28 protein-coding genes are annotated in these 26,218 nt (G+C 54.4%); 15 read left to right on the top strand and 13 right to left on the bottom strand.

Annotated elements, in window-relative coordinates:
* The first annotated feature begins 88 nt into the window (after window positions 1-88).
* Window positions 89-334: a YdgH/BhsA/McbA family protein gene (locus F3J28_RS18660; RefSeq protein WP_008458685.1), complete on the top strand. Its 246-nt coding sequence runs from the start codon at window positions 89-91 to the stop codon at window positions 332-334.
* A 43-nt stretch (window positions 335-377) separates the two neighbouring features.
* Here the strand turns inward: F3J28_RS18660 and F3J28_RS18655 are convergent, their stop codons facing one another.
* The 3 genes from F3J28_RS18655 to F3J28_RS18645 form a co-directional block, all read right to left on the bottom strand.
* Entirely contained in the window at window positions 378-905 is a 528-nt protein-coding gene (locus tag F3J28_RS18655; RefSeq protein WP_166878635.1) for a GNAT family N-acetyltransferase, read from the bottom strand.
* Between the two features lie 4 nt (window positions 906-909).
* The gene (locus F3J28_RS18650) at window positions 910-1,239 is read right to left on the bottom strand and encodes a DHCW motif cupin fold protein (RefSeq protein ID WP_166878632.1); all 330 of its coding nucleotides are present in this window, start codon (window positions 1,237-1,239) and stop codon (window positions 910-912) included.
* A gap of 89 nt (window positions 1,240-1,328) precedes the next feature.
* Complete coding sequence (locus tag F3J28_RS18645) at window positions 1,329-1,502, bottom strand: DUF1127 domain-containing protein (protein WP_166878629.1); 174 nt, start codon at window positions 1,500-1,502, stop codon at window positions 1,329-1,331.
* A 176-nt stretch (window positions 1,503-1,678) separates the two neighbouring features.
* Here F3J28_RS18645 and F3J28_RS18640 point away from each other — a divergent pair, with 176 nt between their 5' ends.
* Together F3J28_RS18640 and F3J28_RS18635 are read left to right on the top strand one after the other, a co-directional pair.
* Window positions 1,679-3,097 (top strand): aminotransferase-like domain-containing protein, encoded by a 1,419-nt coding sequence (locus F3J28_RS18640; protein ID WP_166878626.1) that lies wholly within the window; start codon window positions 1,679-1,681, stop codon window positions 3,095-3,097.
* Window positions 3,098-3,270: 173 nt separating this feature from the next.
* The gene (locus tag F3J28_RS18635; RefSeq protein WP_166878624.1) at window positions 3,271-4,908 is read left to right on the top strand and encodes an STY4199 family HEPN domain-containing protein; all 1,638 of its coding nucleotides are present in this window, start codon (window positions 3,271-3,273) and stop codon (window positions 4,906-4,908) included.
* Between the two features lie 33 nt (window positions 4,909-4,941).
* Here the strand turns inward: F3J28_RS18635 and nudI are convergent, their stop codons facing one another.
* Window positions 4,942-5,367: a nucleoside triphosphatase NudI gene (gene nudI / locus F3J28_RS18630; RefSeq protein ID WP_166878621.1), complete on the bottom strand. Its 426-nt coding sequence runs from the start codon at window positions 5,365-5,367 to the stop codon at window positions 4,942-4,944.
* Between the two features lie 313 nt (window positions 5,368-5,680).
* On the opposite strand from nudI, the gene F3J28_RS18625 reads away from it, so the two are divergent.
* The 3 genes from F3J28_RS18625 to F3J28_RS18615 are packed head-to-tail and all read left to right on the top strand — an operon-like array spanning window position 5,681 to window position 7,493.
* The gene (locus F3J28_RS18625; RefSeq protein ID WP_166878619.1) at window positions 5,681-6,532 is read left to right on the top strand and encodes a YPO3983 family protein; all 852 of its coding nucleotides are present in this window, start codon (window positions 5,681-5,683) and stop codon (window positions 6,530-6,532) included.
* Window positions 6,516-6,974: a DUF943 family protein gene (locus F3J28_RS18620; protein WP_166878616.1), complete on the top strand. Its 459-nt coding sequence runs from the start codon at window positions 6,516-6,518 to the stop codon at window positions 6,972-6,974. Before F3J28_RS18625 ends, F3J28_RS18620 begins: the two co-directional genes overlap by 17 nt.
* 60 nt (window positions 6,975-7,034) lie before the next feature.
* Entirely contained in the window at window positions 7,035-7,493 is a 459-nt protein-coding gene (locus F3J28_RS18615; RefSeq protein ID WP_166878614.1) for a DUF943 family protein, read from the top strand.
* Window positions 7,494-7,642: 149 nt separating this feature from the next.
* Here the strand turns inward: F3J28_RS18615 and F3J28_RS18610 are convergent, their stop codons facing one another.
* On the bottom strand, window positions 7,643-8,575 hold the full coding sequence (locus F3J28_RS18610; protein ID WP_166878611.1) for an omptin family outer membrane protease: 933 nt from the start codon (window positions 8,573-8,575) through the stop codon (window positions 7,643-7,645).
* 518 nt (window positions 8,576-9,093) lie between these two features.
* Between F3J28_RS18610 and F3J28_RS18605 the strand changes: the two genes are divergently transcribed.
* On the top strand, window positions 9,094-9,630 hold the full coding sequence (locus F3J28_RS18605; protein WP_166878608.1) for a GNAT family N-acetyltransferase: 537 nt from the start codon (window positions 9,094-9,096) through the stop codon (window positions 9,628-9,630).
* Between the two features lie 305 nt (window positions 9,631-9,935).
* Complete coding sequence (gene kdoO, locus F3J28_RS18600; RefSeq protein ID WP_166878606.1) at window positions 9,936-10,829, top strand: Kdo hydroxylase KdoO; 894 nt, start codon at window positions 9,936-9,938, stop codon at window positions 10,827-10,829.
* Between the two features lie 74 nt (window positions 10,830-10,903).
* Here kdoO and F3J28_RS18595 read toward each other — a convergent pair whose 3' ends face one another.
* The 3 genes from F3J28_RS18595 to F3J28_RS18585 form a co-directional block, all read right to left on the bottom strand.
* Entirely contained in the window at window positions 10,904-11,284 is a 381-nt protein-coding gene (locus F3J28_RS18595) for a hypothetical protein (protein ID WP_166878604.1), read from the bottom strand.
* A gap of 132 nt (window positions 11,285-11,416) precedes the next feature.
* Entirely contained in the window at window positions 11,417-12,769 is a 1,353-nt protein-coding gene (gene gorA / locus F3J28_RS18590; RefSeq protein ID WP_008458659.1) for a glutathione-disulfide reductase, read from the bottom strand.
* A 118-nt stretch (window positions 12,770-12,887) separates the two neighbouring features.
* Entirely contained in the window at window positions 12,888-13,730 is an 843-nt protein-coding gene (locus tag F3J28_RS18585; protein WP_166878601.1) for a 23S rRNA (adenine(2030)-N(6))-methyltransferase RlmJ, read from the bottom strand.
* 195 nt (window positions 13,731-13,925) lie between these two features.
* On the opposite strand from F3J28_RS18585, the gene F3J28_RS18580 reads away from it, so the two are divergent.
* The 4 genes from F3J28_RS18580 (at window position 13,926) to F3J28_RS18565 (ending at window position 18,574) form a co-directional block, all read left to right on the top strand.
* The gene (locus F3J28_RS18580; RefSeq protein WP_166878598.1) at window positions 13,926-15,197 is read left to right on the top strand and encodes an acid phosphatase; all 1,272 of its coding nucleotides are present in this window, start codon (window positions 13,926-13,928) and stop codon (window positions 15,195-15,197) included.
* Between the two features lie 153 nt (window positions 15,198-15,350).
* Entirely contained in the window at window positions 15,351-17,393 is a 2,043-nt protein-coding gene (prlC, locus tag F3J28_RS18575) for an oligopeptidase A (protein WP_166878596.1), read from the top strand.
* Window positions 17,394-17,401: 8 nt separating this feature from the next.
* Complete coding sequence (gene rsmJ, locus F3J28_RS18570) at window positions 17,402-18,154, top strand: 16S rRNA (guanine(1516)-N(2))-methyltransferase RsmJ (protein WP_085540213.1); 753 nt, start codon at window positions 17,402-17,404, stop codon at window positions 18,152-18,154.
* 81 nt (window positions 18,155-18,235) lie between these two features.
* On the top strand, window positions 18,236-18,574 hold the full coding sequence (locus F3J28_RS18565) for an endonuclease domain-containing protein (RefSeq protein WP_166878990.1): 339 nt from the start codon (window positions 18,236-18,238) through the stop codon (window positions 18,572-18,574).
* 233 nt (window positions 18,575-18,807) lie between these two features.
* On the opposite strand, the gene uspA is transcribed toward F3J28_RS18565, so the two are convergent.
* Window positions 18,808-19,245, bottom strand: coding sequence for a universal stress protein UspA (uspA, locus tag F3J28_RS18560; RefSeq protein ID WP_039298608.1), 438 nt, complete (start codon window positions 19,243-19,245; stop codon window positions 18,808-18,810).
* A 366-nt stretch (window positions 19,246-19,611) separates the two neighbouring features.
* Between uspA and uspB the strand changes: the two genes are divergently transcribed.
* Entirely contained in the window at window positions 19,612-19,947 is a 336-nt protein-coding gene (gene uspB / locus F3J28_RS18555) for a universal stress protein UspB (protein ID WP_166878593.1), read from the top strand.
* A 75-nt stretch (window positions 19,948-20,022) separates the two neighbouring features.
* Here uspB and pitA read toward each other — a convergent pair whose 3' ends face one another.
* The gene (gene pitA, locus F3J28_RS18550) at window positions 20,023-21,519 is read right to left on the bottom strand and encodes an inorganic phosphate transporter PitA (protein ID WP_166878590.1); all 1,497 of its coding nucleotides are present in this window, start codon (window positions 21,517-21,519) and stop codon (window positions 20,023-20,025) included.
* A gap of 229 nt (window positions 21,520-21,748) precedes the next feature.
* On the opposite strand from pitA, the gene F3J28_RS18545 reads away from it, so the two are divergent.
* Both F3J28_RS18545 and F3J28_RS18540 read left to right on the top strand, forming a co-directional pair.
* Window positions 21,749-22,942 (top strand): aminoacetone oxidase family FAD-binding enzyme, encoded by a 1,194-nt coding sequence (locus F3J28_RS18545; RefSeq protein ID WP_166878588.1) that lies wholly within the window; start codon window positions 21,749-21,751, stop codon window positions 22,940-22,942.
* 72 nt (window positions 22,943-23,014) lie between these two features.
* Complete coding sequence (locus tag F3J28_RS18540) at window positions 23,015-23,779, top strand: DeoR/GlpR family DNA-binding transcription regulator (RefSeq protein WP_166878585.1); 765 nt, start codon at window positions 23,015-23,017, stop codon at window positions 23,777-23,779.
* 30 nt (window positions 23,780-23,809) lie between these two features.
* On the opposite strand, the gene F3J28_RS18535 is transcribed toward F3J28_RS18540, so the two are convergent.
* The 3 genes from F3J28_RS18535 to F3J28_RS18525 form a co-directional block, all read right to left on the bottom strand.
* Window positions 23,810-24,616 (bottom strand): HAD-IIB family hydrolase, encoded by an 807-nt coding sequence (locus F3J28_RS18535; RefSeq protein WP_166878582.1) that lies wholly within the window; start codon window positions 24,614-24,616, stop codon window positions 23,810-23,812.
* 34 nt (window positions 24,617-24,650) lie between these two features.
* Window positions 24,651-25,169, bottom strand: coding sequence for a phosphoribosyltransferase (locus F3J28_RS18530; protein WP_353620585.1), 519 nt, complete (start codon window positions 25,167-25,169; stop codon window positions 24,651-24,653).
* A 168-nt stretch (window positions 25,170-25,337) separates the two neighbouring features.
* Window positions 25,338-26,135, bottom strand: coding sequence for an energy transducer TonB (locus F3J28_RS18525; protein WP_166878580.1), 798 nt, complete (start codon window positions 26,133-26,135; stop codon window positions 25,338-25,340).
* Between the last annotated feature and the right edge of the window lie 83 nt (window positions 26,136-26,218).

Raw genomic sequence — 26,218 nt, 5'->3', positions numbered from 1 at the left:
CCGCTAACAAACAAAGCACGGCGGCGCTATTCTTATCTCATCGAAGGCAGTCAGCCTTCCAACTAAACAAAATGCAAAGGTAACCATCATGAAAAGCATCAAATATTTTGCCGTAGTTATGACTCTCGCTGCTTCCTTCTCCGGCTTCGCTGCGGAAACTCAGCCAGCTGTCAGCCAGAAAATGGGCACCGTATCGGTCAGCGGCGCGTCTAACCTCGACAGCCTGCAACACCAGCTGCAGCAGAAAGCCGAGCAGGCAGGCGCGAAGTCTATCCGCATTGTTTCCGCCGGCGGTGATAACAAAATGTACGGCGTGGCTGAAATCTACAACTAAGTCTTGAATCACGCAGTATGGGCCGCCTTGTGCGGCCCGTGTTTTATCTGAACTCCCGGGCCAGCAGGCCAAAAATCCAGTCATCCTGCCAGCGTTCGTTCAGCCAGTAGTTCTCCCGCAGCGTTCCTTCCGGCTGAAACCCGACTTTCTCCAGCACTTTCTTCGACGGAAAATTTCCGGCGGTGACCGTGGCCACAAGCTTGCGGATGCCTACCTCCGCAAATGCAAAGGCGCACACCTCGTACAGCGATTCATACCCGTAGCCCTGGCCGTGAAACGACGGGTCGAGTAAAAATCCGACTTCCGCGATATCGTCCTCACGCAGAATGAAGCCGGTGACGCCAATTGGCACGCCGGTTTTGCGGTGGCGCATCACCATACAGAGCCAGTGGCGGCTGCCCTGCTGCCAGTCGGGAAGACGGGCGTCAAAAGCCTGGCGGATCTCTGTCTCCGGTCGGTTATCGGCCACGTAGCGCATGACGTCCGGCTGCTGCTGCAGGTAGCGGAAAAGTGGCCAGTCGGCTTCGGTGATTTGGCTGAGCGCCAGGCGTGGCGTTAAAAGCGTCGGCATGGCGTTAATCCACAATAAACAGGACGGCACCTGATGCCGTTGAGGAACGGTGAGGCTCGGCGCCGTCGGCCACCTGGTAACTCATACCCGGGGTTAACGTAAACTGGCGGCCATCTTCCAGCTCAGTTTGCAGTTCGCCCTGCAGGCACAGCAAAACGTGCCCTTTTTGGCACCAGTGATCGGCCAGATAGCCGGCGGTGTATTCCACCATACGCACGCGGATCGGCCCAAACCGCTGAGTGCGCCAGAACGCTTTGCCGGTAATGCCGGGATGTTCGGTAGGGGGGAGAGTTGCCCAGTCGGTGGTAGTAAAAGGCAGGTCGGTGATGTTCATACGGCTCCTGAGTATCGTTGTTGTTGTCTTATCCTCCTTTTGATAGCAGCAAATAAAAAGCGGTGCCAGCGTGTGGCACCGCTTAAGCGTTAATCCCAGCGCGATAAATCATCCCTCGTCAGCCCCATATCCCTGAGTTGTTCCGGACTCAGCTCGCGCAGCGCCCGCAAAGCCTGGCGGCGCTGGCGGCTGCGGCGAAAATACTGGTAAAGCATCACCAGTCCATAAAACGGTCTGCGATGGTGGTTCTCTTCAAAGCCCATGCTGTGACTCCTCGCGGTTTGCCTGGGGTTATCATGGGGCCAGCGGGAAAAAGCAGACAGATTCAAAAATTACTTTTCTTTAACATACAGAAGGACTAAAACAGGAGCTGAATGGTATTTATTGCGCCATTCTGTATCGGTTTTTCCTTCTGTATGGTTTCCGGTGAGGATACAGCATGACGCGTTACCAACATCTTGCCACGCTGCTGGCTGAGCGTATTGAGCAGGGGCTATACCAAAGCGGGGAGCGTCTGCCCTCGGTGCGGAGCCTGAGCAGCGAACACGGTGTCAGTATCAGCACCGTGCAACAGGCGTATCACGTCCTGGAGGACCAGCAGCTGATTTCCCCTCAGCCACGTTCCGGCTACTTTGTTTCGCCGCGCAAAGCCGTGCCGCCGCTTCCACGCCTTTCGCGTCCCGCGCGTTGGCCCGTGGAAGTTAAGCAATGGAGTGAAGTGCTGGAGATGATTAATCTCCGCTACAGCGGCGAAGCGCCGGGATTTTTCAGTGGAGCACCTGATTTCACGCAATCGACCGTCAAGCCGCTATTGCGGGAGATGGGCAGATTGAGCCAGCACCAGGCCGCTGAAGTACTGGGTTATGACGAAATTCAGGGCACCAAAGTGCTGCGTGAACAAATTGCTCGTCTGTTGCTGGACAGTAACTGTGTGGTGAACGCTGACGATATTGTGGTGACCAACGGTTGCCACGAAGCGCTGTCGATCGCCATTCGAGCGGTCTGTGAACCGGGGGATATTGTGGCGGTTGAGTCACCGTCATTCCACGGCACCATGCAGATGCTGCGCGGCTATGGCCTGAAAGTGGTGGAGATCCCAACCGACTCAGTGACCGGGATGAGCCTGGAGGCGCTGGAGCTGGTGCTGGAACAGTGGCCGATTAAAGCGATTTTTCTGGTGCCGAACTGCAATAACCCTCAGGGGTTTATTATGCCAGACGCGCGTAAAAAGGCCGTACTCAGCCTGGCGAAACGCTACGACATTGCCATTATCGAAGATGACGTTTACGGCGAGCTTACCTTCGAGTACCCACGCCCGATGACAATTAAATCTCTGGACGTCGGTGATTGTGTTTTACTCTGCGGCTCATTTTCTAAAACACTGGCACCGGGCCTGCGTATTGGCTGGATTGTTCCCGGCCGCTATCTCGACCGCGTCCTGCACATGAAGTATATCGGCACCGGCAGCACATCGGTCTTTACTCAACATGCGATTGCCGGGTTTATCCGCGAAGGCCACTATCACCGCCACCTGAGACGTATGAGGCAACAATACCAGCGGAATCTCGATCACTTTTCCTGCCGCGTGAGGCAGTACTTCCCCTGTGGCATTTGCGTTAGCCGACCGCAAGGCGGTTTTCTGCTTTGGATTGAGCTGCCGGAAAACGTTGATGTGGAACGTTTTAACCTCCTGCTACGGGAAGAGAAAATATACGTCGCCAGTGGGTCACTCTTTTCTGCTTCCGGAAAATATCGCAATTGCCTGCGTCTTAACTATGCTTTGCCTCTCGATGCCGTCACCGAGGCGGCGCTAAAGAGAGTGGGTGAAATCGCCGAGCAAGCGCTAGAAAATACCTGACAAAATCGCTCTTTTTATCGCCATTGATTCCCGGCGGGTTGCTTTACACTCGGCTGTAATGGCGAAGTTTGGCCTTGGCATTAATAACCATAAAAAAATAGCCGCCTGGGGCGGAAAAAAGCCGTTTTTTCTGCGTTCGGCAACATAAGGCCGGACATCGACAAAGGACTATCATGAGCAGCGCAACATTGCAGATGCGGGAGCACTTTGAGACGTGTCTGGGGATTATTCGGCAGGCTTCACTTCAGATCCTGCCGCTATTGAATATTCGTGCCGCCGAAGGCAAAGATCCGCAGTGGTTTTTCCAGCAGCTGGAGCAGGCCCGTATGGCGCTGGGCAGTTGGGGAGCGGTGGCAAAGCGGCTGAACCTTAACGACTCTGAGATTTCACAATTCACGCTGTTGCTGCGCCATTTGCAGCAGCTGGTGCCGCAGTATGAAAGCGGGCAGGAGGTTAGCCAGAACCAGCTCCTCGCCGCCTTGCGCTTCACCAGTTATCTGGAGCATGTGCGCTTCAAACAGCCCTTGCTGGGCTACTCCACCGAGCTTTCCTCCGACGTTGACGGGCTACAGAAAGGCGCCCAGCAGCAGATGCGCGCCATTGAACTGATGCTGAAAGGCCTGGTCAATCAGGCGTGGGAAAACCAGGCGGAGCTGGTTAATCAGCTAAAAAGCCAGTTTGGGGCTGACAAAGTTCGCCGCTGGCTGAAGCGAGGCGAGCGGGGCGATGTGCTGAGCGGCATGAAGTTCAGCGAGCTGGCGCTGATGCTGGTGGATAAGAAAGAGTTTGCCCATCACTACGCTAAAGTTTACCAAAACTCGCCTCAGCTGGGTTTTCTTATCGACCAACGTAAAACCCTGCAAATCTTCCTCGATGGCACCCGTCAAATCCGCAACGACCTGATGCACAAGCAGCCGCTGACGAGCGTGCAGGTGGCTTTGCTGGATAGCTATTTCGGTGAAATCAGCGGCCCGGTACAAAAAGCCTTTAGCGAAGGCCGCACTAAAGTGAATCCCTCCTCGCTGCTGGACGCGGATGATGCGGCACTGCAAAGCTACCTTGAACAGGCGCGTAAAAATCATGCGGCCCAGGGCGGCGATCCGGCAGAGATCAGAGAATCCATCGAGCGTTATGACCCGCGCACGGCCAAAAAACAGCATGATACTACCGACATGATCTCCACCGCGCTGTGGGCATCGGTAGGGATTGTGGTGGTGGCAGTGGCGGTGATTGGTCTCTATCTGTTAAGTGATGCCACTTCAAAACCTGAGGTGACGGCGGCTCCGCCAATAGTGAGTACGCCGGTGCAGCAGAAAGAGCGGCCGGAATCCAACAGCCCGCGGGATATGCTTGCCAATATGGGCATCACCTGGGACGAAAATAACCTGCGGGCGGCGATTAACCGTAATGACGCGCGTATTGTGCGCCTGTTTATGCAGGGCGGGATGAACTGGAAAGTCTATTTTGCCGAGCAGGCGCTGGCGGCGGATGACCGCGATGTGCTGACCATTTTGCTGCAATACCGCCCGCAAATGGACGAAACCCGGCCCTGCCGCAGGCTGATTGGCTCCACCGAGTTAGGGATGAAGAAAGGGCAAAAGCTGACTTCGCTGCGAAAGCAATTCCTCGCCAGCTTCTGCAGCTCAGCCCCGGCAGTACAGCGCCAGAAGGAGGAAGTCGAGCGCGCTCAGCTGCGCCTGGCGGCGCAGAAGCAGCGCTATGAAGATGCAACTGCGCAGGGGCTGGAGACAGAGCCGGTGGATGAGCAGACCGTCAAAATTCAGCAGGCGATATACAACGCGATGCGCTAGTCGTGCCGGGCAGTCTTCGGGCAGCCCAATGCATTACAGCAGCCCTTTATCACGGAACGTCGCGGCGGTGGCTTCATTCAGATCGTAGCTCGCCAGATCCTGTGGGCTGACCCACGCGTACTGCTCAAATTCGTCGTTAAGGGTTATCTCGCGGTTTTCGCTGATGCAGTCGAACATCAGGTAAATCATGTACACCTGCTCCTGGCTGCCGTCGGCGTAGGTTTTCACCCGCACGTCATCTCGGAAGGTCCACGGCTCAATGTGCGAGATAATCAGCGCTTCACCCAACTCTTCCCGGATCTCACGCCGTAGCCCTTCTGCCATGGTTTCACCCGGCTCAATGCCGCCGCCGGAGAGCGCCCACTGGCCGGGAAACACCCCGCGATCTTGTGGCATTTTGCACAGCAAATATTGGCCCTGGTTCTGGATAATCGGACAGGCAATCACTCTTTGTCGCATGGTCATCTCCCTGAAAATAAGCGGCTGAGTTATAGCACAGATACGAAAGAGGGTCTGTGCCGTGACAGACACCTGGGGGAGAATTTTATCCGTTAATACAATAATATTTTTATAAAAATTTCATTCAATATATTAATTAGATGAATGCATAAAGATAAATAAAGTAATTTTGTTTTATGTTGTGAGTGAAAATAATGACTGAGGTCTAAGTTTTACTGCAAATATAAAAAATATGACGCGCCACATGTATTTGCTGCTTATCATAAGCGACGCTCAAGATGAGCCTCGTTAATAATATACCAGGAAGGTCTTTATGCCGGCACTTCAGTTCCCCTGTAAGATATTCAAAACCCAGAAAAAGATGGATGACTATACCGCCAGCGATATGAAATGCGGCGATCTGTCTGACATCGTTTTGAGGGCGCGGTTTCATTTGGTGGATATTTCCACCAGAGTGAACCCTTACACGTTGACGGCAATCAGCCCCTTCAGCCAGCCGCAGTCAATGTTCCACGGATCCCGAGGGGAAGGTGATAAACTGACCCAGAGGGAGTGCGCAGAGGTCCTTTTTGATGAGTTTCGGCACCTATCCCGTCCGTTTGCGTGCCACCCCCCTTACAACGTGCTGATTAAGCTGATGATTTCCCATATGCAGAAAAATAGCGACAAATCGTTCTGCCATCCATTACTGGATAGCGCGTTGAAGGCACATATTTTAAGTGATAGTTCGTCTGAAAACAGTACAAGACTCCGTTTGCAAGAAGCTTTCAGTAGCTATATTGACTGGGATAGAGGCAGTTATCCTGCAGAGAAGCTGGGGCAGCTAACTGACGCGATTATGTTGGGACGACTACCAAAATTTGACCGCTTCCAGGATAACTTTAACGGGCTGGGCATCACCGTGCACGATACCTGGGCAACTCATATCACGATTAAGTCTCTGGTAGTTGGTAAAGAGCGCTATCGTGCCGTTGTGCATTATAAAGTCCAGGACCACTTTGGGCTGGATGATGAGGACATTTCAAAGGTGAAATTTAACCAGTTCCGGTTTTTCAGGATCTGGTTTGTCCTTCAGCGATACAGCGAGTTTGCCTTTAAACCCTTTATGACCAATATGCAAGCTACTATTGAAATTACCGGGGGGCGCAATGACATTCAAAAATAAGAAAACACGTTTTATGTTACTTGGGGTGGGCTGTGTGTTGGCGGGTTACCTGCTATGGCAGTCATTTCGTCCGGTGGAGATTGTCGCTGTTCATCAGAGAAATACCTATAGCAGTGTTCTGGTTAAAAACTTCCCTTTTACGAAAAAAGGAAAAATAAACTGGTGGCTGGAAAACAAGGATATGCTGAAAGCCAGATATGATATTCCAAGGCCTGCATCTTACGGTGGCTACACGATTATTTTTTGGATTTTCGGTGAGGGCTATAAAGAAGAAGGGAAGTATGACCGACTCTGTTTCGATGATATGAAAACAAAAATCAACTGCATTGATAAAGATTCAGTTTTTAGAATCAGTAACAGTAAAAATAGAGGGCTTACGTTCACGTTTGATGATGGCATTTATAGGCTGGAAGGAAATGGAAGTATTAAAAAGATAGATTGAGATGTTTTGTTTTTTTGATGTTCAATGTGATCGCTACCATTGAAATTACCGGGGGGCGCAATGACATTCAAAAATAAGAAAGCAGTTTCCTTGCTAGTTTTTGTGAGCTGTGTGTTAGCAGGTTACCTGCTATGGGAGTCACTTCGCCCGGTGGAGATTGTCGCCGTGCATCAGAGAAATACCTATAGCGATGTTTTAGTTAAAAATTTCCCTTTGACGAGTAGAGGTAAAATAAACTGGTGGCTGGAAAATCAAGAGATGCTGAAAGCGAAGTATGATATTCCAGGGCCTGAATCCTACAGTGGCTACACTATTACGATTTGGCTTTTCGGTGAGGGCTATAAAGAAGAGGGGAAGTATGACCGACTCTGTTTCGATGATATGAAAACAAAAGTTAACTGCATTGATAAGGATGTGGTTTTCATTGTTGACTACAGTAAAAATACGGGGTTAGAGCTCACTGTTAATGGCAGTGTCTACAGGCTGGAAGAAAATGGAAATCTTATAAAGATATATTGAGGGTATGTTTTTTATTGATGATTACTGTGGTGGGGGCATTAACAATACAGCACTTTCTCTGCTATTCAAGCATAAGAACATCTCTCAGCCCGGCTGGTGAAAATCACACAATCCGGGCTGAGTTTCCTCAACTTGATATGCAAAACCCTTTAGAAGCGATACTGAATCCCGACGCCGTAGGTATAGCTGTCGTTACTCAGGCCCGCGGAACCGCTGCCCTGAGACCAGGTTTCCCCGGTATTATTATTACGGGTTTTTGTTGAAGCTTTTGCTTCGGAAAAACGCGTCCACGTTAATTCCGTGTACAGTCGGGTATTTGGCGTAACGTAATAACCGGCGGAGACGGTTGCGGCATAATAATTGGAATGACTACTTTTCTCGCTAAAGCTCAGCTGACGCATATAGTGCTCGTCATTATCCTGAGCATTAACCAGCGGGCTGAATTTAAATTGCCCTGCAATATCAAAGTCCTGATAGCGGTAGCTACTGGTCAGCCCAATATACGGCACGCTGAATTTCTGACTATACCCAATTCCTGGTTTCCCGGCGGGGAATTCACCGATAAGTGCACCGTTGAAATAATTGTATGAGCCGCCTCTCGCCGTCCAGCTATAGCGAGTTTCCTGGTAGCCGGTTACCACGCCGAGATTGTATGTTGGCTCCTTCAGCAGCCAGCCGGTAAGGTTGAAATCGAACTGGTTGGCATAATTCAGGCTGGTATCCGGGTGGGTAGATTTGTCGCTCCAGTGGCTCTGGCCAGGCGTTTGCCAGTCATAGTCGGACATATGCGAGCCGCGAGAGGCGAAGGTTGTCCAGCCGTTAGCATTGAGGGTGATGTAGCGCTGTGCGTCCCAGCTAATACCTCCTTTAATAATAGGGGTATTTTTGATTTTCCATTTCAGTTCACTTAATTTACTGCCATCGCCTTGATTATAAACGAGCTCTTTAGATTCTCCGTTTAAAACGCTGGTGGAAATATTCGTGCTAACTGCATCGGGTGAAAAATTAAAGCTGGTAGAAGCGAGCAGCGCCGGGCTAAACAGCAATGCGGCGGCTACAGGCAGGTATTTTTGCTTGTGCATGATGTATCGTTCTGTTTTCTATCACATTGGTTTGGTGTTGCAAAAAATAAACCTGTACGGACAGGTTAAGGGCCGTAAAGGGTTATTGTTGCGCGATAAATTATGTTGTTGAAAATTATTATTAGTTTGTCTTGCCAGGCAAAACGGGAGCTATTTTATGGACCGTTGCTTGACAGGGGAAAGATTATTTTCTACTGGTGAATATTTGAGCGGTGAATCGTTTGATTTTAAAGAAAATTAAAATTGTAGCTTTTTGTTACAAGGATATATCATAACTATTCATATGTATTTATTGAGAAAATTTAGCTTAAGTCGTGCTTGGTGAATTTAAATATGTAAGCGAACTAATAATTATTTGGCGACGGAAGCTCTGCTGCTCGTAGCATATTCATTTCATTCTCTTTTTTACATAATGCGTGCCACCGCGCCGCTGAGCACTCGGCGTAATATCGAAAAAACGTAAAGCTGCTACCCTGCATGCCGACACTATACCCAGACACTTTGACCAGGAATGACTTATGGAGCCGTTACTGACCACCCCGCGCCTGACGCTGCGCAAGTTTACTCGTGCCGATTTGCCTGCTTTTATTGAATACCGTAACCAGCCGGAAGTTGCTCGCTACCAGAGCTGGGATGGCTACAGCGATGCCGATGCCGAGGCGTTTTATTCCCAGCAGGCGTCGCTGGACTTTAATACCGATGAAAGCTGGTTTCAGATTGCGGTGGTGCGCAGCGAAGACCAGCGTTTATTGGGTGACGTGGCCGTTCACTTCTTCGATGAAGGCCAGCAGGCAGAGTTGGGCATGACCTTTGATGAGAGGCATCAGCGTCAGGGCTTTGCTTTTGAAGCTTTGCGCGGCGCGATTGATCTGTTGTTCACCACCTTCAACAAGCATCGCCTGGTGGCGACGGTTGATGCCAGGAATGACGCCGCCGCTGGCCTGCTGGAAAAGCTGGGTTTTCGTCGGGAAGCACACTTTCACAAGAATATTTTCTTTAAAGGTGAGTGGGGGGATGAATATGCTTATGCGCTATTGCGCAGCGAGTGGAAATAAACAATGGCCTGCTTAGCGGGCCATTGTTTATTTAGCCGTGGCGAATAGCGAATAATATCAGTGGGCCAGTGCAATATTCACTTAGCGTTATTTTATGATTTTGTGCGTTTTAATTTAGCGCCTAAGGCGATGTTTAGCTTTTGTTTAACCTTTAATTTACATTCTTACTATACTCGTTCGAATCCCTTTCAGGTATGCATTCGCTGTCTTCCGGCGGCGAGCTTCTATTCGTCTTTCAAAAAATAAAATGTTCCGGAAATTCATCTGTTAAAGACATTGTCCGGAGCAGTGGCAAGGACACCAATATGTCAGATTTAAACATCACTCTTGATACCGCAGCCCTGACGCATCCGCTTTCTCAATGGGGCAATACGGCTGCTGAATCGGCTGTGAGCGAGCTGGAACAGGGCAAAGTTGTTTTTCTGCCGCAGCTGGCGTTTGCGCTGACCGAACAGGAAACCGCGCTGCTTAACCCAGCGGTCGTGGATCCGAAACGTAAAAACATCAGCTATCAGCCCCTGAAGGATAAATTGACCGGCGTGGCTGTAGCCGATCAGGAGCCAGAAGTTCGCGCCCTGCTAAAACGGCATTACGAATCTTGCCTGCAGCTGATTGCCACTCTTCTGCCGGAATACCAGCAGGTGCTACATTCGCCGACCAACAGCCTGCGCCTGCACCCCGTTAAGCAGTGGACGCAGAACACTTCCTGGCGTAAAGACGACAGCCGCCTGCACGTGGACGCGTTCCCGTCCCGGCCCAACTATGGCGAGCGTATTTTGCGTATTTTCACCAACATTAATCCGGCCGGTGAAAGCCGCAGCTGGCGTGTGGGTGAAGCCTTCCCGACGCTGGCCGAGCGCTTCCTGCCGCGCCTGAAAAGCTATTCCCCGGTAAGCAGCTGGCTGCAGAACGCCGTCGGCATCACCAAAAGCCGCCGCAGCCATTACGACCACCTGATGCTGCAGATGCACGACGCGATGAAGGCCGATGCGGATTATCAAAAGCGGGGGCCTCAGGTGGCCATCGATTTCCCTCCGGGCAGCAGCTGGATTTGTTTCTCCGACCAGACGCCGCATGCCGCAATGGGCGGGCAGTTTATGCTGGAGCAGACGTTTTTGTTGCCGGTGGACGCCATGCAGAACCCGCAGCATTCCCCGCTGAAGGTGCTGGAAGGGCTGCTAAGAAAGGGGCTGGTTTAGCCATAATGAGCGCGTGTAAAAAGCCGCTGGTGCGGCTTTTTTATTGGTAATCCGTAGAGGCAAGACTGCGCTATTTATTTTCTGAAGTAAGTAATGATTTTCTTTAGAAATGACGGTGATACTTCTTTCTTTGCCCATGATGGATTAAGTAAATCATCGGGCGATAAGTATAAGTTGCCGTCATCGTCCCGGACTTTTGCATTGAGCGCGGCGGCGATATCCAGCATTTTGCAATACAATGCCTGAGCAGGCGATTTTGCAGAAATATTCCCTGTATGCCAGTCCAGCCAGTTAATTTCATTCCCTCGCCAGATGACATGATAGGGTCCATTCATGGGAGAGAAACTGAGCTCAGGATCGTTATTTACATACTGAATCCATTCTTCTGCAAGAATAGGATTACTCTCCCCATCCCATGCATGTTCCGTCCTGGTGATATGCATTTCCCAGCCCATAATATATCTCCACTTTGTACATTATTTTTGACATCAGTTTATGCAGAGATAAATATCATGGCTGGATGTTTTTCCACAGATATAAAAAAGGCCAGAGCGATCTCTGACCTTTTAGGCGTCTCCCTGGGGGAATTAACGCATGGTGACAAACTCTTCCGCTGCGGTTGGGTGGATCGCCACGGTGTTGTCGAAGTCTTTCTTGGTCGCGCCCATTTTCAGCGCCACGGCGAAGCCCTGCAGGATTTCATCCATGCCGAAGCCGATGCCGTGGATCCCGACGATTTTCTCGTCCGGGCCAGCACAGACCAGCTTCATGCGGCACGGCTGGCGGTGAGAGGTCACGGCGGTGTACATGGCGGTGAAGGAGGATTTGTAGACCTTCACGTTATCGTCGCCGTACTGCTCGCGCGCCTGCGGTTCGGTCAGGCCCACGGTGCCGATTGGTGGGTGGCTGAACACCACGGTCGGCACGTTGCTGTAGTCCAGATGCTCGTCCGGCTTGTTGTTAAACAGGCGCTCGGACAGGCGGCGACCGGCGGCAACCGCCACCGGGGTCAGCTCAACCGCACCGGTGTTATCGCCCACGGCATAAATCCCCGGCACGTTGGTGTTCTGGAACTTATCTACCTTGATGTAGCCTTTAGCGTCCAGCTCAACGCCGGTTACCTGCAGGTTGAAGTTGTCGTTAGCCGGTTCGCGGCCGATCGCCCAAATCAGGGTGTCGACGGTTTCCGCCCGGCCATCTTCCAGCTCAAGCGTCAGGCTGCCGTCTGCATTTTTCACAACCGCTTTCGGAATCGCGTTGGTGTGCAGGGTTGGGCCTTCTGCTTCGATGACTTCCAGCAGCGTTTCAACGATCAGCGGGTCGAAGGTGCGCAGCGGCGCATGTTTGCGCACGAACAGGTGCGTTTCTGAACCCAGAGCGTTAATCACGCCCGCGATTTCCACCGCGATGTAGCCCGCACCAACAACCGCCACGCGTTTTGGCAGGCCCGGCAGCTCGAAGAAGCCGTCTGAGTCGATGCCGTACTCAGCGCCAGGGATGTTCGGGTGGCTTGGGCGGCCGCCGGTGGCGATCAGAATATGGTCTGCGGTGATGGTTTCGCCGTTAACTTCCACGGTGTGGGCATCAACGAACTTCGCAAAGCCGCGGATCACGTCCACTTTATTCTTACCCAGTACGTTGTCGTAAGAGGTATGAATACGGTCGATATAGGCGGTGCGGCTGGCGATCAGCTTGTCCCAGTCGAAGTGGTTCAGCGTAGTATCAAAGCCGTAGTCCGGGCCGTAGTTGTGGATCGCTTCGGCGATCTGCGCCGCATGCCACATCACTTTTTTAGGTACGCAGCCGACGTTCACACAGGTGCCACCCAGATCCTTCGCCTCAATCAGTGCGCATTTCTGCCCATACATTGCCGCACGGTTAATCGAGGCGATACCGCCGCTGCCGCCGCCAATGGCGAGGTAGTCATAATGTTTGGTCATGATGTTTCCCTTTTGAGTCGAAAATTAGGCGCGATTGTAGCGCGCCGGGATAAAGGTTCTACCGATTACTGTGATAGCCACGTCATACTTCAAGCTGCAGCGGCATTGGCTAGCTTTCTTATTCAGGCACAATCCAGCTCAGCGTGGTGGAGCCGGTCCCCGTTGGCACCAGCTTTTTGTGCAGCCACGGCAGCACGTTCGCCATTTGCTGTTCCAGCTTCCACGGTGGGTTAATCACAATCATGCCGGAAGCCGTCATGCCGCGCTGGTCGCTGTCCGGGCGAACCGCCAGTTCGATCTGCAGGATGCGGCGGATGCCGGTCTCTTCCAGGTCGCGGATCATGCGTTTGATTTGCTGACGCAGCACCACCGGGTACCACAGCGCGTAGGTGCCTGTGGCAAAACGCTTATAGCCTTCGGCAATCCCTTTCACCACGTCCTGGTAGTCGGTTTTGATCTCATACGGTGGGTCGATGAGGATCAGGCCGCGACGGGAAACCGGCGGCAGCTTGGCTTTCAACTGCTGGTAGCCGTCGGCGCGCTCCACGCGGGCGCGGTTGTCTTTCTGGAACTCAGAGCGCAGCAGCGGGAAGTCGGACGGGTGCAGCTCGGTCAGCTGCAGGCTGTCCTGCTCGCGCAGCAGGTGGCGGGCAATCAGCGGAGAGCCAGGGTAATAACGCAGGTTGCCGCTGCGGTTCAGATGCTTCACCGCGCCAATATAGGCCTCCAGCTCGGCAGGCAAATCGTCCTGCTGCCAGATGCGGGAGATACCTTCCAGATACTCGCCGGTGCGCTCCGCATGTTCGCTGCTCAGCTGGTAACGCCCGGCGCCTGCGTGAGTGTCGAGATAGAGAAACGGTTTCTCCTTCTCTTTAAGCGATTCAATAATCAGGCTTTGAACGGTGTGTTTTAGTACGTCGGCATGGTTACCGGCGTGAAAGCTGTGGCGATAGCTGAGCATGAGGGATGGTGTTCCGCAAATAAGAAAACAAATTTCCCACAGTTTACCGCAGATTGCGGCGGATTACCGCCCGGGCGCGGCGCTGTTTCAGTTGGGGAGAAAGCGTTTCAAAACATAACGGTGTCATAAAAATGTCAAATCACCAGGATAGCGTCGCTGCCAGGCAAGGTAATCGTTTGAATAAAAGGAAAAATAATGAAACTTCGTATTTCTGTGCTGGCCGCCGCGTTAGCCGTCTCTCTGCCCGCGCTGGCGAAAGATGTGTCTCTTCCTCAGGCCGCGGCGATAGCCAATAGTGTGACCCCGGCCAACAGCAGCCAGGCGTTTGATGAGATTGAAATGCAGTCTCTGGCGGCGTTGCGCGCTGCCCTGAAAGGCGATGCGGATAAACTGACCCGCGACCAGCTGGATAAAGCGAAGCAAAGCAAAAAGCTGGCGGATACCGCCTGGCTGAAGGCGAGCGGCTATGACTTCCAGACCAAAGCTAACCAGAAGGCGGGCATCGAGCTGCTTTCTGCCTTCAGCAAGTTGCCGGACTCGGTGATTAAGCAGAACCTTGAAACCGTCACCAACATCAACCTGAACGCCGTGCAGACTTCGCGCCATCAGGCGCTGGCGGATGCCGAGGGCATCAACCACCTTTACTTCCTGAGCGATGCCATGGGGCCGCGTCTGGGGAAAGCCTTCCTGGCCGCCTACGATAAAGGCGAGCTGAGCAAAGCCGCGGCGCTGATTAAAGCCTCCGAAGTCAGCACCAGCGCAGCGAAGAAGCACTTCAATAACCCGCGTCCGTTCCTGATCCAGGGCAACACCATTCACCTCGTGCCGGACGATGTGGTGATTAAAGACAACAAACCGTACACCGCAGACGGTGGCTCCTTCCCAAGCGGCCACACCAACACCGGCTACACCGACGCGCTGCTGATGGCCGAAATGGTGCCAGAGCGCTTTGAAGCCTTGGTTGAGCGCGGTGCGCGCTACGGTTACTCGCGCATTGTGCTGGGCGTGCATTACCCGCTGGACGTGATGGGCTCCCGCATGGTGGCGCAGCGCAATGTCGCCAACTACCTGAACGACCCGAAATACCGCGCGTTGTTTAACGAAGCTCGCGATCAGCTGCGTACCGCGCTGGAAAAAGAGTGCGGCACCACTTTGGCTGAATGTGCGAAATCTTCCGCGAAAGACGATCCGTACCGTGCCCCGGCGATGAAAGAACTTTACCGCTTCACCATGACTTACGACCTGCCGCAGCAGAAGGGTGAGAAGCAAGCCCTGAAAGTACCGCAAGGGGCGGAAGTTCTGCTGGAAGCCGCGCTGCCTAAGCTTTCCGCCTCCCAGCGCCGCGATCTGATGGTGAAAACTGCGCTGCCTGCGGGCTACCCGCTGTCCGGCACGACGGCAGATCAGCAGTTCTGGCAGCGTCTGAACCTGCCAGCGGCCTACGCAATGGCCGCGAAATCCCACTGATTGACCGCCCGGGGCAGCGTCTGCTGCCCCATTTCCCGGCGACCGCAGCGCAACGCCCGGGATTGAAATTCGCTACACTTAACCCCATGCTAGACTCCATGCACAAAGCGCCGCTTGAGCGCTTCTCTCTCCCTTTTAATCAGGAACGCGCTTATGACCAATCCTTTACTGACCTCTTTTGAGCTGCCGCCGTTTTCCGCCATCAAACCGGAGCATGTTGTTCCGGCCGTGACTAAAGCGCTGGACGACTGCCGTGCGGCGGTGGAAAGCGTGGTTGCGCAGGGCGCGCCTTATAGCTGGCAGAATCTGGTTCAGCCGCTGGCAGAAGTGGACGATCGCCTGGGGCGCCTGTTCTCCCCGGTCAGCCATCTGAACTCGGTACAGAACAGCCCGGAGCTGCGCGAAGCCTATGAGCAGACGCTGCCGCTGCTGTCCGAATACAGCACCTGGGTTGGCCAGCACGAAGGCCTGTATAACGCCTACCGCGACCTGCGTGACGGGGCGAACTACGCCAGCCTGAGCGTCGCCGAGAAGAAAGCGGTGGATAACGCGCTGCGCGACTTCGAGCTGTCCGGGATTGGTCTGCCAAAAGACAAACAGCAGCGCTACGGGGAGATCTCCGCTCGCCTGTCCGAGCTGGGATCTACCTACAGCAACAACGTGCTTGATGCCACTATGGGCTGGAGCAAACTGATTACCGACGAAGCCGAGCTTGCCGGGATGCCGGAAAGCGCCTTAGCCGCAGCGCGCGCTCAGGCGGAAGCCAAAGAGCAAGACGGATGGCTGCTGACGCTGGATATTCCGAGCTACCTGCCGGTGCTGACCTACTGCGACAACCGTGCGCTGCGCGAAGAGATGTACCGCGCCTATTCCACACGCGCTTCTGACCAGGGCCCGAATGCCGGGAAGTGGGATAACACCCCGGTGATGGAAGAGATTTTGGCGCTGCGCCACGAGTTGGCTCAGCTCCTGGGCTTTGGCAACTACGCGGAAAAATCCCTGGCCACCAAAATGGCGGAAAACCCGCAGCAGGTACTGGAGTTCCTGTCAGACCTGGCCAAACGCGCCCGTCCGCAGGGTGAAGCCGAGCTGGCTCAGCTGCGCGCCTATGCGAAAGAGCATTACGGCGTGGAAGAGCTGGAGCCGTGGGACATCACGTGGTACAGCGAAAAACAGAAACAGCATCTCTACAGCATCAGCGACGAACAGCTGCGCCCGTACTTCCCGGAAGAGCGCGCGGTAAATGGCCTGTTCGAAGTCGTGAAGCGCATCTACGGCATCACCGCCAAAGAGCGGAAAGATATCGACGTCTGGCACCCGGATGTGCGCTTCTTCGAGCTGTATGACGACCAGGGCGAGCTGCGCGGCAGCTTCTATCTCGACCTCTACGCTCGCGAGCACAAGCGCGGCGGGGCGTGGATGGATGACTGCGTGGGCAAAATGCGCCGCGCCGATGGCTCACTGCAAAAACCGGTGGCTTATCTGACCTGTAACTTCAACCGCCCGGTGAACGGCAAACCTGCGCTGTTTACCCACGATGAAGTGATCACCCTGTTCCATGAGTTCGGTCACGGCCTGCACCACATGCTGACCAAAATCGAAACCGCGGGCGTGTCCGGTATTAACGGTGTGCCGTGGGATGCGGTCGAGCTGCCGAGCCAGTTTATGGAAAACTGGTGCTGGGAGCCTGAAGCGCTGGCGTTTATCTCCGGCCACTATGAAACCGGTGATTCTCTGCCTGTTGAGCTGCTGGAAAAAATGCTGGCGGCGAAAAACTACCAGGCGGCGCTGTTTATCCTGCGCCAGCTGGAGTTCGGCCTGTTCGACTTCCGCCTGCATGCGGAATTCAACCCTGAGCAGGGGGCGAAAGTGCTGCAGACGCTGGCCGAAATTAAGAAACAGGTTGCCGTGGTGCCGGGGCCGAGCTGGGGCCGCTTCCCGCACGCCTTCAGCCATATATTTGCCGGCGGTTACGCGGCGGGTTACTACAGCTACCTGTGGGCCGACGTGCTGGCGGCGGACGCGTTCTCTCGCTTCGAAGAAGAGGGCATTTTCAACCGCGAAACCGGCCAGTCGTTCCTCGACAACATCCTGACCCGTGGCGGTTCGGAAGAGCCGATGGAGCTGTTCAAACGCTTCCGCGGTCGCGAGCCGCAGCTGGATGCGATGCTGGATCACTACGGTATTCAGGGCTAAGCCATCACGTGAAAATCTGTTTACTGACTGAAGCAGGCGCCGACTCCGGCGCCTTATCTGTTTTGAGCGAGCGCTGGCAGCTCGAGCATGATGAAGAGGCGCTAATGGCGCTGGTGCTGACGCCTGAAAGGCTGGAGTTACGCAAACGCGACGAGCCAAAGCTAGGCGGCATTTTTGTTGATTTTGCCTCCGGTGCGATGGCGCACCGCCGTAAGTTTGGCGGCGGGCGTGGCGAAGCCGTGGCAAAAGCCGTGGGCGTGAAGGGCAGCTATCTGCCGGACGTGGTTGACGCGACGGCTGGGTTAGGGCGCGATGCTTTTGTGCTGGCGTCCGTCGGTTGCCGCGTGCGGATGCTGGAGCGCAATCCGGTGGTTGCCGCGTTGCTGGATGACGGCCTGCGCCGTGGCTACGAAGATCCTGAAATCGGTGGTTGGCTGCAGGAACGATTACAGCTGATTCATGCCTCAAGCCTGACGGCACTCAGCGATATCACGCCGAGACCGGATGTGGTGTATCTCGACCCGATGTTCCCCCACAAGCAGAAAAGCGCGCTGGTGAAGAAAGAGATGCGCGTTTTCCAGTCTTTGGTGGGGCCGGATGAAGATGCAGACGGGCTGCTTGCCCCAGCCAGAGCGCTCGCGAAGAAAAGAGTCGTTGTGAAGCGTCCGGATTACGCGCCGCCGCTGGCCGACGTCGCCACGCAGAATGCTGTGGTGACCAAAGGGCACCGGTTTGATATTTATGCCGGGACGCCGGAGTAATTACTAAAACGCTGGAAAGTGCCTCGCAGAAGATATTGCTTCCCCTCGCAACTTTACGGCTGCATTGGCATGTTGGATGCCATGCAGCCGATCCGACGTTATGCCCGCCAGCTCAGGTACCAGATGACTCCCGAAGAGAACTTGCTGTGGTATCAACTCCGCAGCAGGCGTTTTGCTACGTTTAAGTTTCGTCGCCAGCATCCCGTTGGGCTTTATATCGTGGACTTTGCCTGCTGCGCTGCTCGCCTGGTGATCGAGCTGGACGGTGGGCAGCATGAGATGCAAAAGGGCTATGATGAACGAAGAACGAAGTATTTGAATGAGCAAGGGTGGCGGGTGAGGCGGTTCTGGAATAACGAACTGCGGGAAAATCTGGAGGGAGTGTTGACGGTGATTCTGCAGGATTTGAGTGAGCTGTGACCCTCACCCCGGCCCTCTCCCTGGAAGGGAGAGGGGGGAAAATCAAAGAATTGCGCTCTATCGAGTCCCCTCTCCCCTTTGGGGAGAGGGTCAGGGCGAAGGGGCAATACTTGTCTCAAATCAATCCCCTCTCCCCTTTGGGGAGAGGGTTAGGGTGAGGGGTCAACACTTATCTCAATTCAATCCCCTCTCCCCTTTGGGGAGAGGGTTAGGGTGAGGGGCAATAAAGACGGTTACTCGTCTTCGTCATCACGCAGCGGAACAATCAGCATATCCACATGCACGGTATTGATCAGCTGGCGTGCAGAGGACATCAGCTTGCTCCAGAAATCCTGGTGGTGACCACAAACCACTAAATCCATATCGTATTTTTTAATGGCATCGACCAGCACCTGGCCCAGATCGCCGCTGCCGCTCAGGGTTTCGGTAATCGGGTAACCTGCCCCGGTAGACAGCTCGGTGAGCGCGTGGTGAGTCTCTTCGGAAATGCGTTTCTGCATATCGCCCAGATTGACATCAATCAGCCCGGTATACAGATCGGAGTAATTCACATCGACATGAATCAGGGAAACTTTCGCGTTGTAAGGCCGAGCCATGGAGACGGCTTTTTCTACCAGGACTTTACTCTCAGGGGAGAGGTCAACCGCGATCAGAATGTGTTTGTAAGCCATAATGTTACTCCTTCCATAAGTTATCGATGACTCTCGCCGTCATCTTTTAAACCGTAGCGGCATGAGCTACGGTCACCCGATCTAAAGACTTCAATTGTAGATGGTATTTCGCTTTTATCTAACCTTCTTCAGCCCGACAATGCGCCATCCCTCAATCACATTCAAGCGAAAAATGAATGCGGCCACTTTGATAAAGATTAACGCGGTGGTAAAAAAATTAAGGGATCTCCTACACTATTAAATGAGCCGGGCGGGAAGAGATCTGTGACCTGTATCGGTTATTCGTTGCAGGATTGTCTGACAGGGTTTTCGGGGAGAGCGGTCGTCCCGAAGCAAAGGCTTCGAGGGCTTCGCCGGGAGGGGTACATGATCAGCACCGTCGCGCTGTTCTGGGCGCTTTGTGTAGTTTGTGTGGTGAATATGGCGCGCTATTACTCTTCACTGCGCGCGTTACTGGTGGTGCTGCGCGGGTGCGATCCGCTGCTGTATCAATACGTTGATGGCGGCGGTTTTTTCACCTCACATGGTCAACCCAGCAAGCAGGTCAGGCTGGTGCGCTATATCTACGGCCAGCGCTATGTCGATCACCATGATGAAGAGTTTATTCGCCGCTGTGAGCGCCTGCGCCGCCAGTTTCTTCTGACGAGTTCGCTGTGTGGTCTGGTGGTGATTAGCCTGATTGGATTAATTATCTGGCACTAGTTTGTAGGGCAGTGTTATGGACAAGCATAAAAAAAGCGGGCCAGTTTCCTGACCCGCTTTTTCTTTGGCTACGGCTTACACTAAGCGCAGCGCAATCCAGTACAGCCCGCCGGAGAGCAGAATCGAAGCCGGTAAGGTGAATATCCAGGCCATCAGGATATTGGTTACCGTCTTACGCTGCAGGCCGCCGCCGTCCACGATCATGGTCCCTGCCACGGAGGAAGAGAGCACGTGGGTAGTGGAAACCGGCATCCCGGTGTAGCTTGCCAGACCGATAGAAACGGCTGCCGTCATCTGCGCGGACATCCCTTGCGCATAGGTCATGCCTTTCTTACCGATCTTCTCGCCGATGGTGGTCGCCACGCGACGCCAGCCGATCATTGTACCCAGACCAAGAGCCAGAGCCACCGCCAGAATAATCCAGACCGGCGCGTACTCGATGGTGCTAAGCATGTCGCCTTTCAGTTTCTTCAGCAGGCGCTGGTCGTCGGCGCTCACTTCCGGCAGCTTCGCCACTTTATCGGTGGTGTCGGAGATGCACAGCATAATGCGACGCAGCTGGCTACGCTGCTCAATGCTGAGCTTGTCGTAGCTTTCGATATCCGTCAGCATCAGCTTCGCGCGATCCAGCGCGTTAATCGCGTTGGCCGGGTGACAGTGGAACTGAGCCGGTTCAGTTGCGCCCGCTTCCGGAGAAGGGATCAGCTGTTCCGAGCCGGTGGCTTTCTTCAGCAGGTCAGGACGTTGCTGGAAGAACGTTTCGACGTTGTTCACCGCATCGCGAGTACGGGTGATTTCGTAGCCGGAAGCATTCATGTTAACCACGAAGCCCGCCGGTGCGACGCCAATCAGTACCAGCATAATCAGACCGATGCCTTTCTGGCCGTCGTTAGCGCCGTGAGAGAAACTCACGCCGATAGCGGACAGGATCAGCGCGATACGCGTCCAGAAAGGCGGCTTTTTCTTGCCGTCTTGCTTTTCACGTTCCGCAGGCGTCAGGTGAATACGCTGCTTTTTCTTGGTGTTACTCCAGTAACGGCGCAGCAGGAAAATCAACCCACCGGCAATCACCAGCCCGACAATCGGGGACAGAATTAAGGAAGCGAAGATCCCAATGACTTTCGGGATATTCAGCGCGTCGACAACCGAGGTGCCGGTCAGCAGCGCGTTGGTCAAACCGATACCGATGATGGCACCGATAAGCGTATGGGAGCTGGAGGCCGGCAGACCAAAATACCAGGTGCCGAGGTTCCAGATAATAGCGGCCAGTAACATAGAGAACACCATGGCGAGACCATGAGAAGACCCTACGTTTAACAGCAGATCTGTAGGCAGCATATGCACAATGGCATAGGCCACGCTCAGCCCACCGAGCAGAACGCCGAAGAAGTTAAACAACGCAGCCATTGCCACCGCAAGTTGCGATCGCATAGCGCGGGTATAAATTACCGTTGCTACTGCGTTGGCCGTATCGTGGAAACCATTAATGGCTTCGTAGAACAGCACAAATGCCAGAGCAAGCAAAAGTAAAAGCCCGGTGTGAAGATCCAGGCCGGCAAACAAATGTAGCATAGACGTTACGCCATTTTGAGGACATGAACGCGGCGCATTATGTAAGACAACCTCCACCGCGGCAAAGTGAAATCTGGACTTTTTTTGATTTTAGTCGCCATCAGGCGCACAGGTGGAATGATTTACATTTTGTTTATCAATCACCTGCATTTGTTATGCACCTTAAAGCTGGTGCGACCAGCCTCAGGTCTTTACAATCCGTTGCCTTAAGCATAGTCGGGAGTCGGTCGTGGAAAAGTTTGATGCCATTATTATAGGTGCGGGTGCAGCAGGAATGTTTTGTGCGGCGGTTGCCGGGCAGGCGGGCAGCCGCGTATTGCTGATTGATAATGGGAAAAAACCGGGCCGTAAAATCCTGATGTCCGGCGGCGGACGCTGCAACTTTACCAACCTTTATGTCGAGCCTGCGGCGTATCTGAGCCAAAACCCGCATTTCTGCAAATCTGCGCTGGCCCGCTACACCCAATGGGACTTTATCGACATGGTGGGCAAGCACGGCATCGCCTGGCATGAGAAAACCCTCGGGCAGCTGTTCTGCGACGATTCTGCCCAGCAGGTAGTCGATATGCTGGTGGCCGAATGCGAGAAAGGCAAAGTAACAATGCGCCTGCGCAGCGAAGTGCTGAGTATTGAACGCGACGAGCAGGGGTACACCCTGCAGCTAAACGGCGGCAGCGTGCAGGGCGCGAAGCTGGTAATCGCCAGCGGCGGTCTGTCGATGCCGGGGCTGGGGGCGACGCCGTTCGGCTATAAAGTCGCCGAACAGTTTGGCCTGAAGGTGCTGCCGACCCGCGCGGGCCTGGTGCCGTTCACGCTGCATAAACCTTTGCTTGAACAGTTGCAGGTGCTGTCCGGTGTCTCGGTGCCGTCCGTCATCACCGCAGAAAACGGCGTCAGCTTCCGTGAAAGCCTGTTGTTTACCCATCGCGGCCTGTCCGGCCCTGCCGTTCTGCAGCTGTCCAGCTATTGGCAGCCGGGAGAATTCGTCAGCGTCAACCTGCTGCCCGACACCGATCTGGACGGCTTTATTCACGAGCAGCGTAACGCGCACCCGAATCAGAGCCTGAAAAATACGCTGGCGATGGTGCTGCCCAAACGTCTGGTGGAATGCCTGCAGCAGCTGCAGCAAATCCCGGATGTGACGCTGAAGCAGCTTAACAGCCGCCAGCAAAGCGAGCTGATTGACACCCTGCAAGCCTGGCGCGTTCAGCCCAACGGCACCGAAGGTTATCGCACTGCGGAAGTGACCCTCGGCGGCGTGGACACCAACGAGCTCTCTTCCCGCACCATGGAAGCGAAAAAATCCCCTGGCCTCTATTTTATCGGCGAAGTGATGGACGTCAGCGGCTGGCTGGGTGGCTATAACTTCCAGTGGGCGTGGAGCTCCGCCTGGGCGTGCGCACAGGCGCTGGTGGAAGGCTAACGCTCTGCTTTTCGAGTGCCGATGATAGATTGTGATATGTTATGCACTATTGCAGCTATTTAAGGGCTAAACGTGACAGATTATGACGCATTGCCTGAACAGCGCCAGGCGATGATCCACCAGATCCTGACCGAAACGGGCAGGGTGATCGGGGCTGATGTGGCGCGGAAGCTGGGCGTGTCCGAGCACACCATCCGCCGGGATCTGCAGGAGCTGGCGCGTCGCGGCCTGTGCAAAAAGGTTTATGGCGGGGCCATCAGTCAGTTCCAGCAGTCTGCCAGCTTCGAAACCCGCGTGTCCCAGGATGTGGGTGAGAAATCCCAGGTGGCGCGGAAGTGCGCCGGGATGATCCAGGCTAACACCTGCGTGTTTCTCGACGCCGGTTCAACCTATCTGGCGATGGTGGAGTTTATCCCCGAAGAGCTGGATCTCACCATTGTCACCAATTCTCCGCAGATTGCAGCGGCGCTGAGCGGGCGCACGCGGGGCGAACTGATTTTGTTGGGCGGCAAAGTTAACCCGCTGACCGGCAGCACGCTGGGTTCCGACACGGTCAATCAGCTGCGCGGCATGGTTTTCGACCAGACCTTTATCGGCGTGTGCGGGCTTGATCCGCAGGCTGGCCTGAGTGCGGTTTATTACGAAGACGCCTGTTTTAAGCGCGAAGTGCTGAGTCAGAGTAATGAGGTGATTGCCGCCGTAACGGCCAATAAGATGTCCCAGGTGGCTCGCTATAAAGTGGCACCCTGCGAAGACATTGATATTGTGGTGGTCAGCGCCGAAACCAAAATTGCCGATTTCGGCGGCGTTAACCTACGGATTGAAATCGCGGGCTAGCGGAACGGGCGGTTAAGAACCCGCCCTTCTTCAGACTTTGCTTTGCAGCGCCAGCAGGCTTTTTATCGTGTGCTGGACCGCGCTTTCATCATTGCTGCCGGTAATAAATCGGGCCGCGGCCTTGGTCTCTTCAAACGCATTACGCATCGCGAAGCTGTATTCCGCCTGGGCCAGCAGCTCCAGGTCGTTATAGCCGTCGCCAAAGGCGAGAGTCTCCGCCGGGCTGACGTTCAGTAACTGCTGGAGCCTTTGCACCGTTGTTCCTTTGTGAACGCCGTAATCCGCAATATCTATCCACGCCGCTTCGGACACCACGATGTAGACATCCTGTTCAAACGGCCTGAGTACCGGGCGAGTCTGCGGGCAGTTTCCGGCTTCGTCATAGACGCTTATCTTCACGAAATCACAATTGAGTTCGGCAAAAGAGTCCACCAGCGCCAGGCTGGCGTAGGACTGGCGCATTTTGTCCTGCAGCCGCTGCGGCACGTCTTTGCGAATAAACGCGCTTTCGCTGCCGCAGGCAACAATCACGTGGCTGTCACTGGCTGCTTCCAGCGTGTCGATAATGCGTAATCCCAGCGCATTGTTGATAAGCGATTCGTAGACATATTCGCCGTTCCTTTTAATGCGCGTGGCGCTGTCGCCGATGATCCATAAATCCTCGCGGTAATCGGCGAACAGCTCTTCTACCCGGTGGCACTGCTTGCCGGTACAGGCGGCGAAATGGACGCCTTGCTCGGCCATTAAGCGGTGGGTCTGGGCAAATAATTTACGGTCATAGTCGCCGTGGCTATTGAGAAAAGTGCCGTCCAGGTCGGTAATAATTAGCTTTATCATGTTGTTATCCCATCGGTAAGTGTTCTGTAGGCGTTTATATTTTTAGTTTTGAAACGAAGGGCAGGTTGCGGTACTTGTTTTGCCACGGCATGCCGTAGCCAATGAGCAAATCGTCATTGTCCATGATCCAGGCATAACATTGCTCGACGGGGATCTCTACGCGGCCAGGTTTCACAAATAAGGTGGCGATGGAGAGCGATTTCGGAGCGTAATGTTCGATTAAATGCTCGACCAGACGCTTCATGGTCCCGCCGGACTCAATGGCGTCATCCACCAGGATAACGTCCTTCCCCCTGATGCCAATATTGTCGTGGTAAACGATGGTAGAGCTGTTGTTTCTGTCGCCGGGCGTGTGCGGGCAGGAAATATAGTCCATTGAAATATCGAAGGTGAGCTGCCTGACCAGATCGGCGGTAAACAGAATCCCACCGGGCACGACCGTGATCACTACCGCTTCGTGATAGCGACTGTTCAGCAGCCGGGCGACTTTGGTGACGCCATCGGCAATCGTCGACTCATTCATCACGATCTGTCCTACATGATTGTTTCTCACAGCTGCATCCTCGCTAAAGTGTCATTGCTCGTTGTTGCTCGATTAAAATAAGATCGAATGCTCGATTGTGCAATATTAGCGTGAGATTAGCGTATTTTTTGTGATCAAAAACGATCGTGCAGGAAGAAGGTGCTCAATGCTGCATTACCGAGCATTGAGCAAAAGGATTTACTGGCGGAGATCGAAGCGGATCGGCAGCGTGAGGGTGATTTGCGACTGGCCTGGAGCGATATCGTCCGTGGGAGCGGGTAGCGGTACCGCGCGAGCCGGTAGGGCAAGGGCTTCCCGATCCAGCGCTGACGTGCCGCTGCTTCTTTCCAGCGTCACGCTGAGGACCTGGCCCTCTCTGTTCAGCGTCAGGCTCAGATAAACCACGCCCTGGGCCTGCTGACGCAAAGCCTGAGTCGGGTAACGTTTGAAGCGGTCGAGCCGCTGGCGCAACAGGCCGACCCAGTTCACTTCGCCTGGGCTGGGGGCGCTCACCGCGCTGCTTCCTGCCCTGCCGGCGCTTTGCTGCGGGTGGCTGGCGGGCGCATGCGTTTCAGGTGCAGGAGGTGTAGGGGCCGGCGGCACTTCCGCATCGTGCGGCGTAACCGGCTGAGGTTTGGCGATGATTTTAGGGTGCATTTTTTTAGCCACAACGAGCTCCGGGTTCGGGGCCTCCACGCTCTTCACCGCTTCTTTTGACTCGGCCTTTTCCTGAGGTGCGGCCGACTGGATCTGTTTGATCTTATCGGGCTGCTTTGCTGGCGTGGCGACAGAGGCCGGATCGTCTGTCGGGAGGATCATCAGCGCAATAGGCGGTGGCGCGGTGGCCGGTTGCTCCTGCGTGGGCCGGTTGGTTAGCCAGAGAAAAACGCCCGCGTGCAGCAAGAGCGCCAGCACCAGCCCGATGCTGCGGCGTGTGGGAGGCAGGCCGTCGGACCAGGCAGGAAAGGGCTGTCTTATCGGCAGGGTAGAAGGCATGACAAAATACTCCGCAGCCGAGCTAAAGGCTGCTGTTTCAGTGGGGATAAGAGAGAGGACACGCGAAACGCCCAAACGGGCAG

This window comes from Enterobacter sp. Ap-1006, from assembly GCF_011752835.1.
In the GTDB taxonomy this organism is placed as follows: Bacteria; Pseudomonadota; Gammaproteobacteria; order Enterobacterales; family Enterobacteriaceae; genus Cedecea.
Note: the sequence above shows the minus strand (reverse complement) of the source record. Positions and strands in the feature narration are given on the sequence as shown.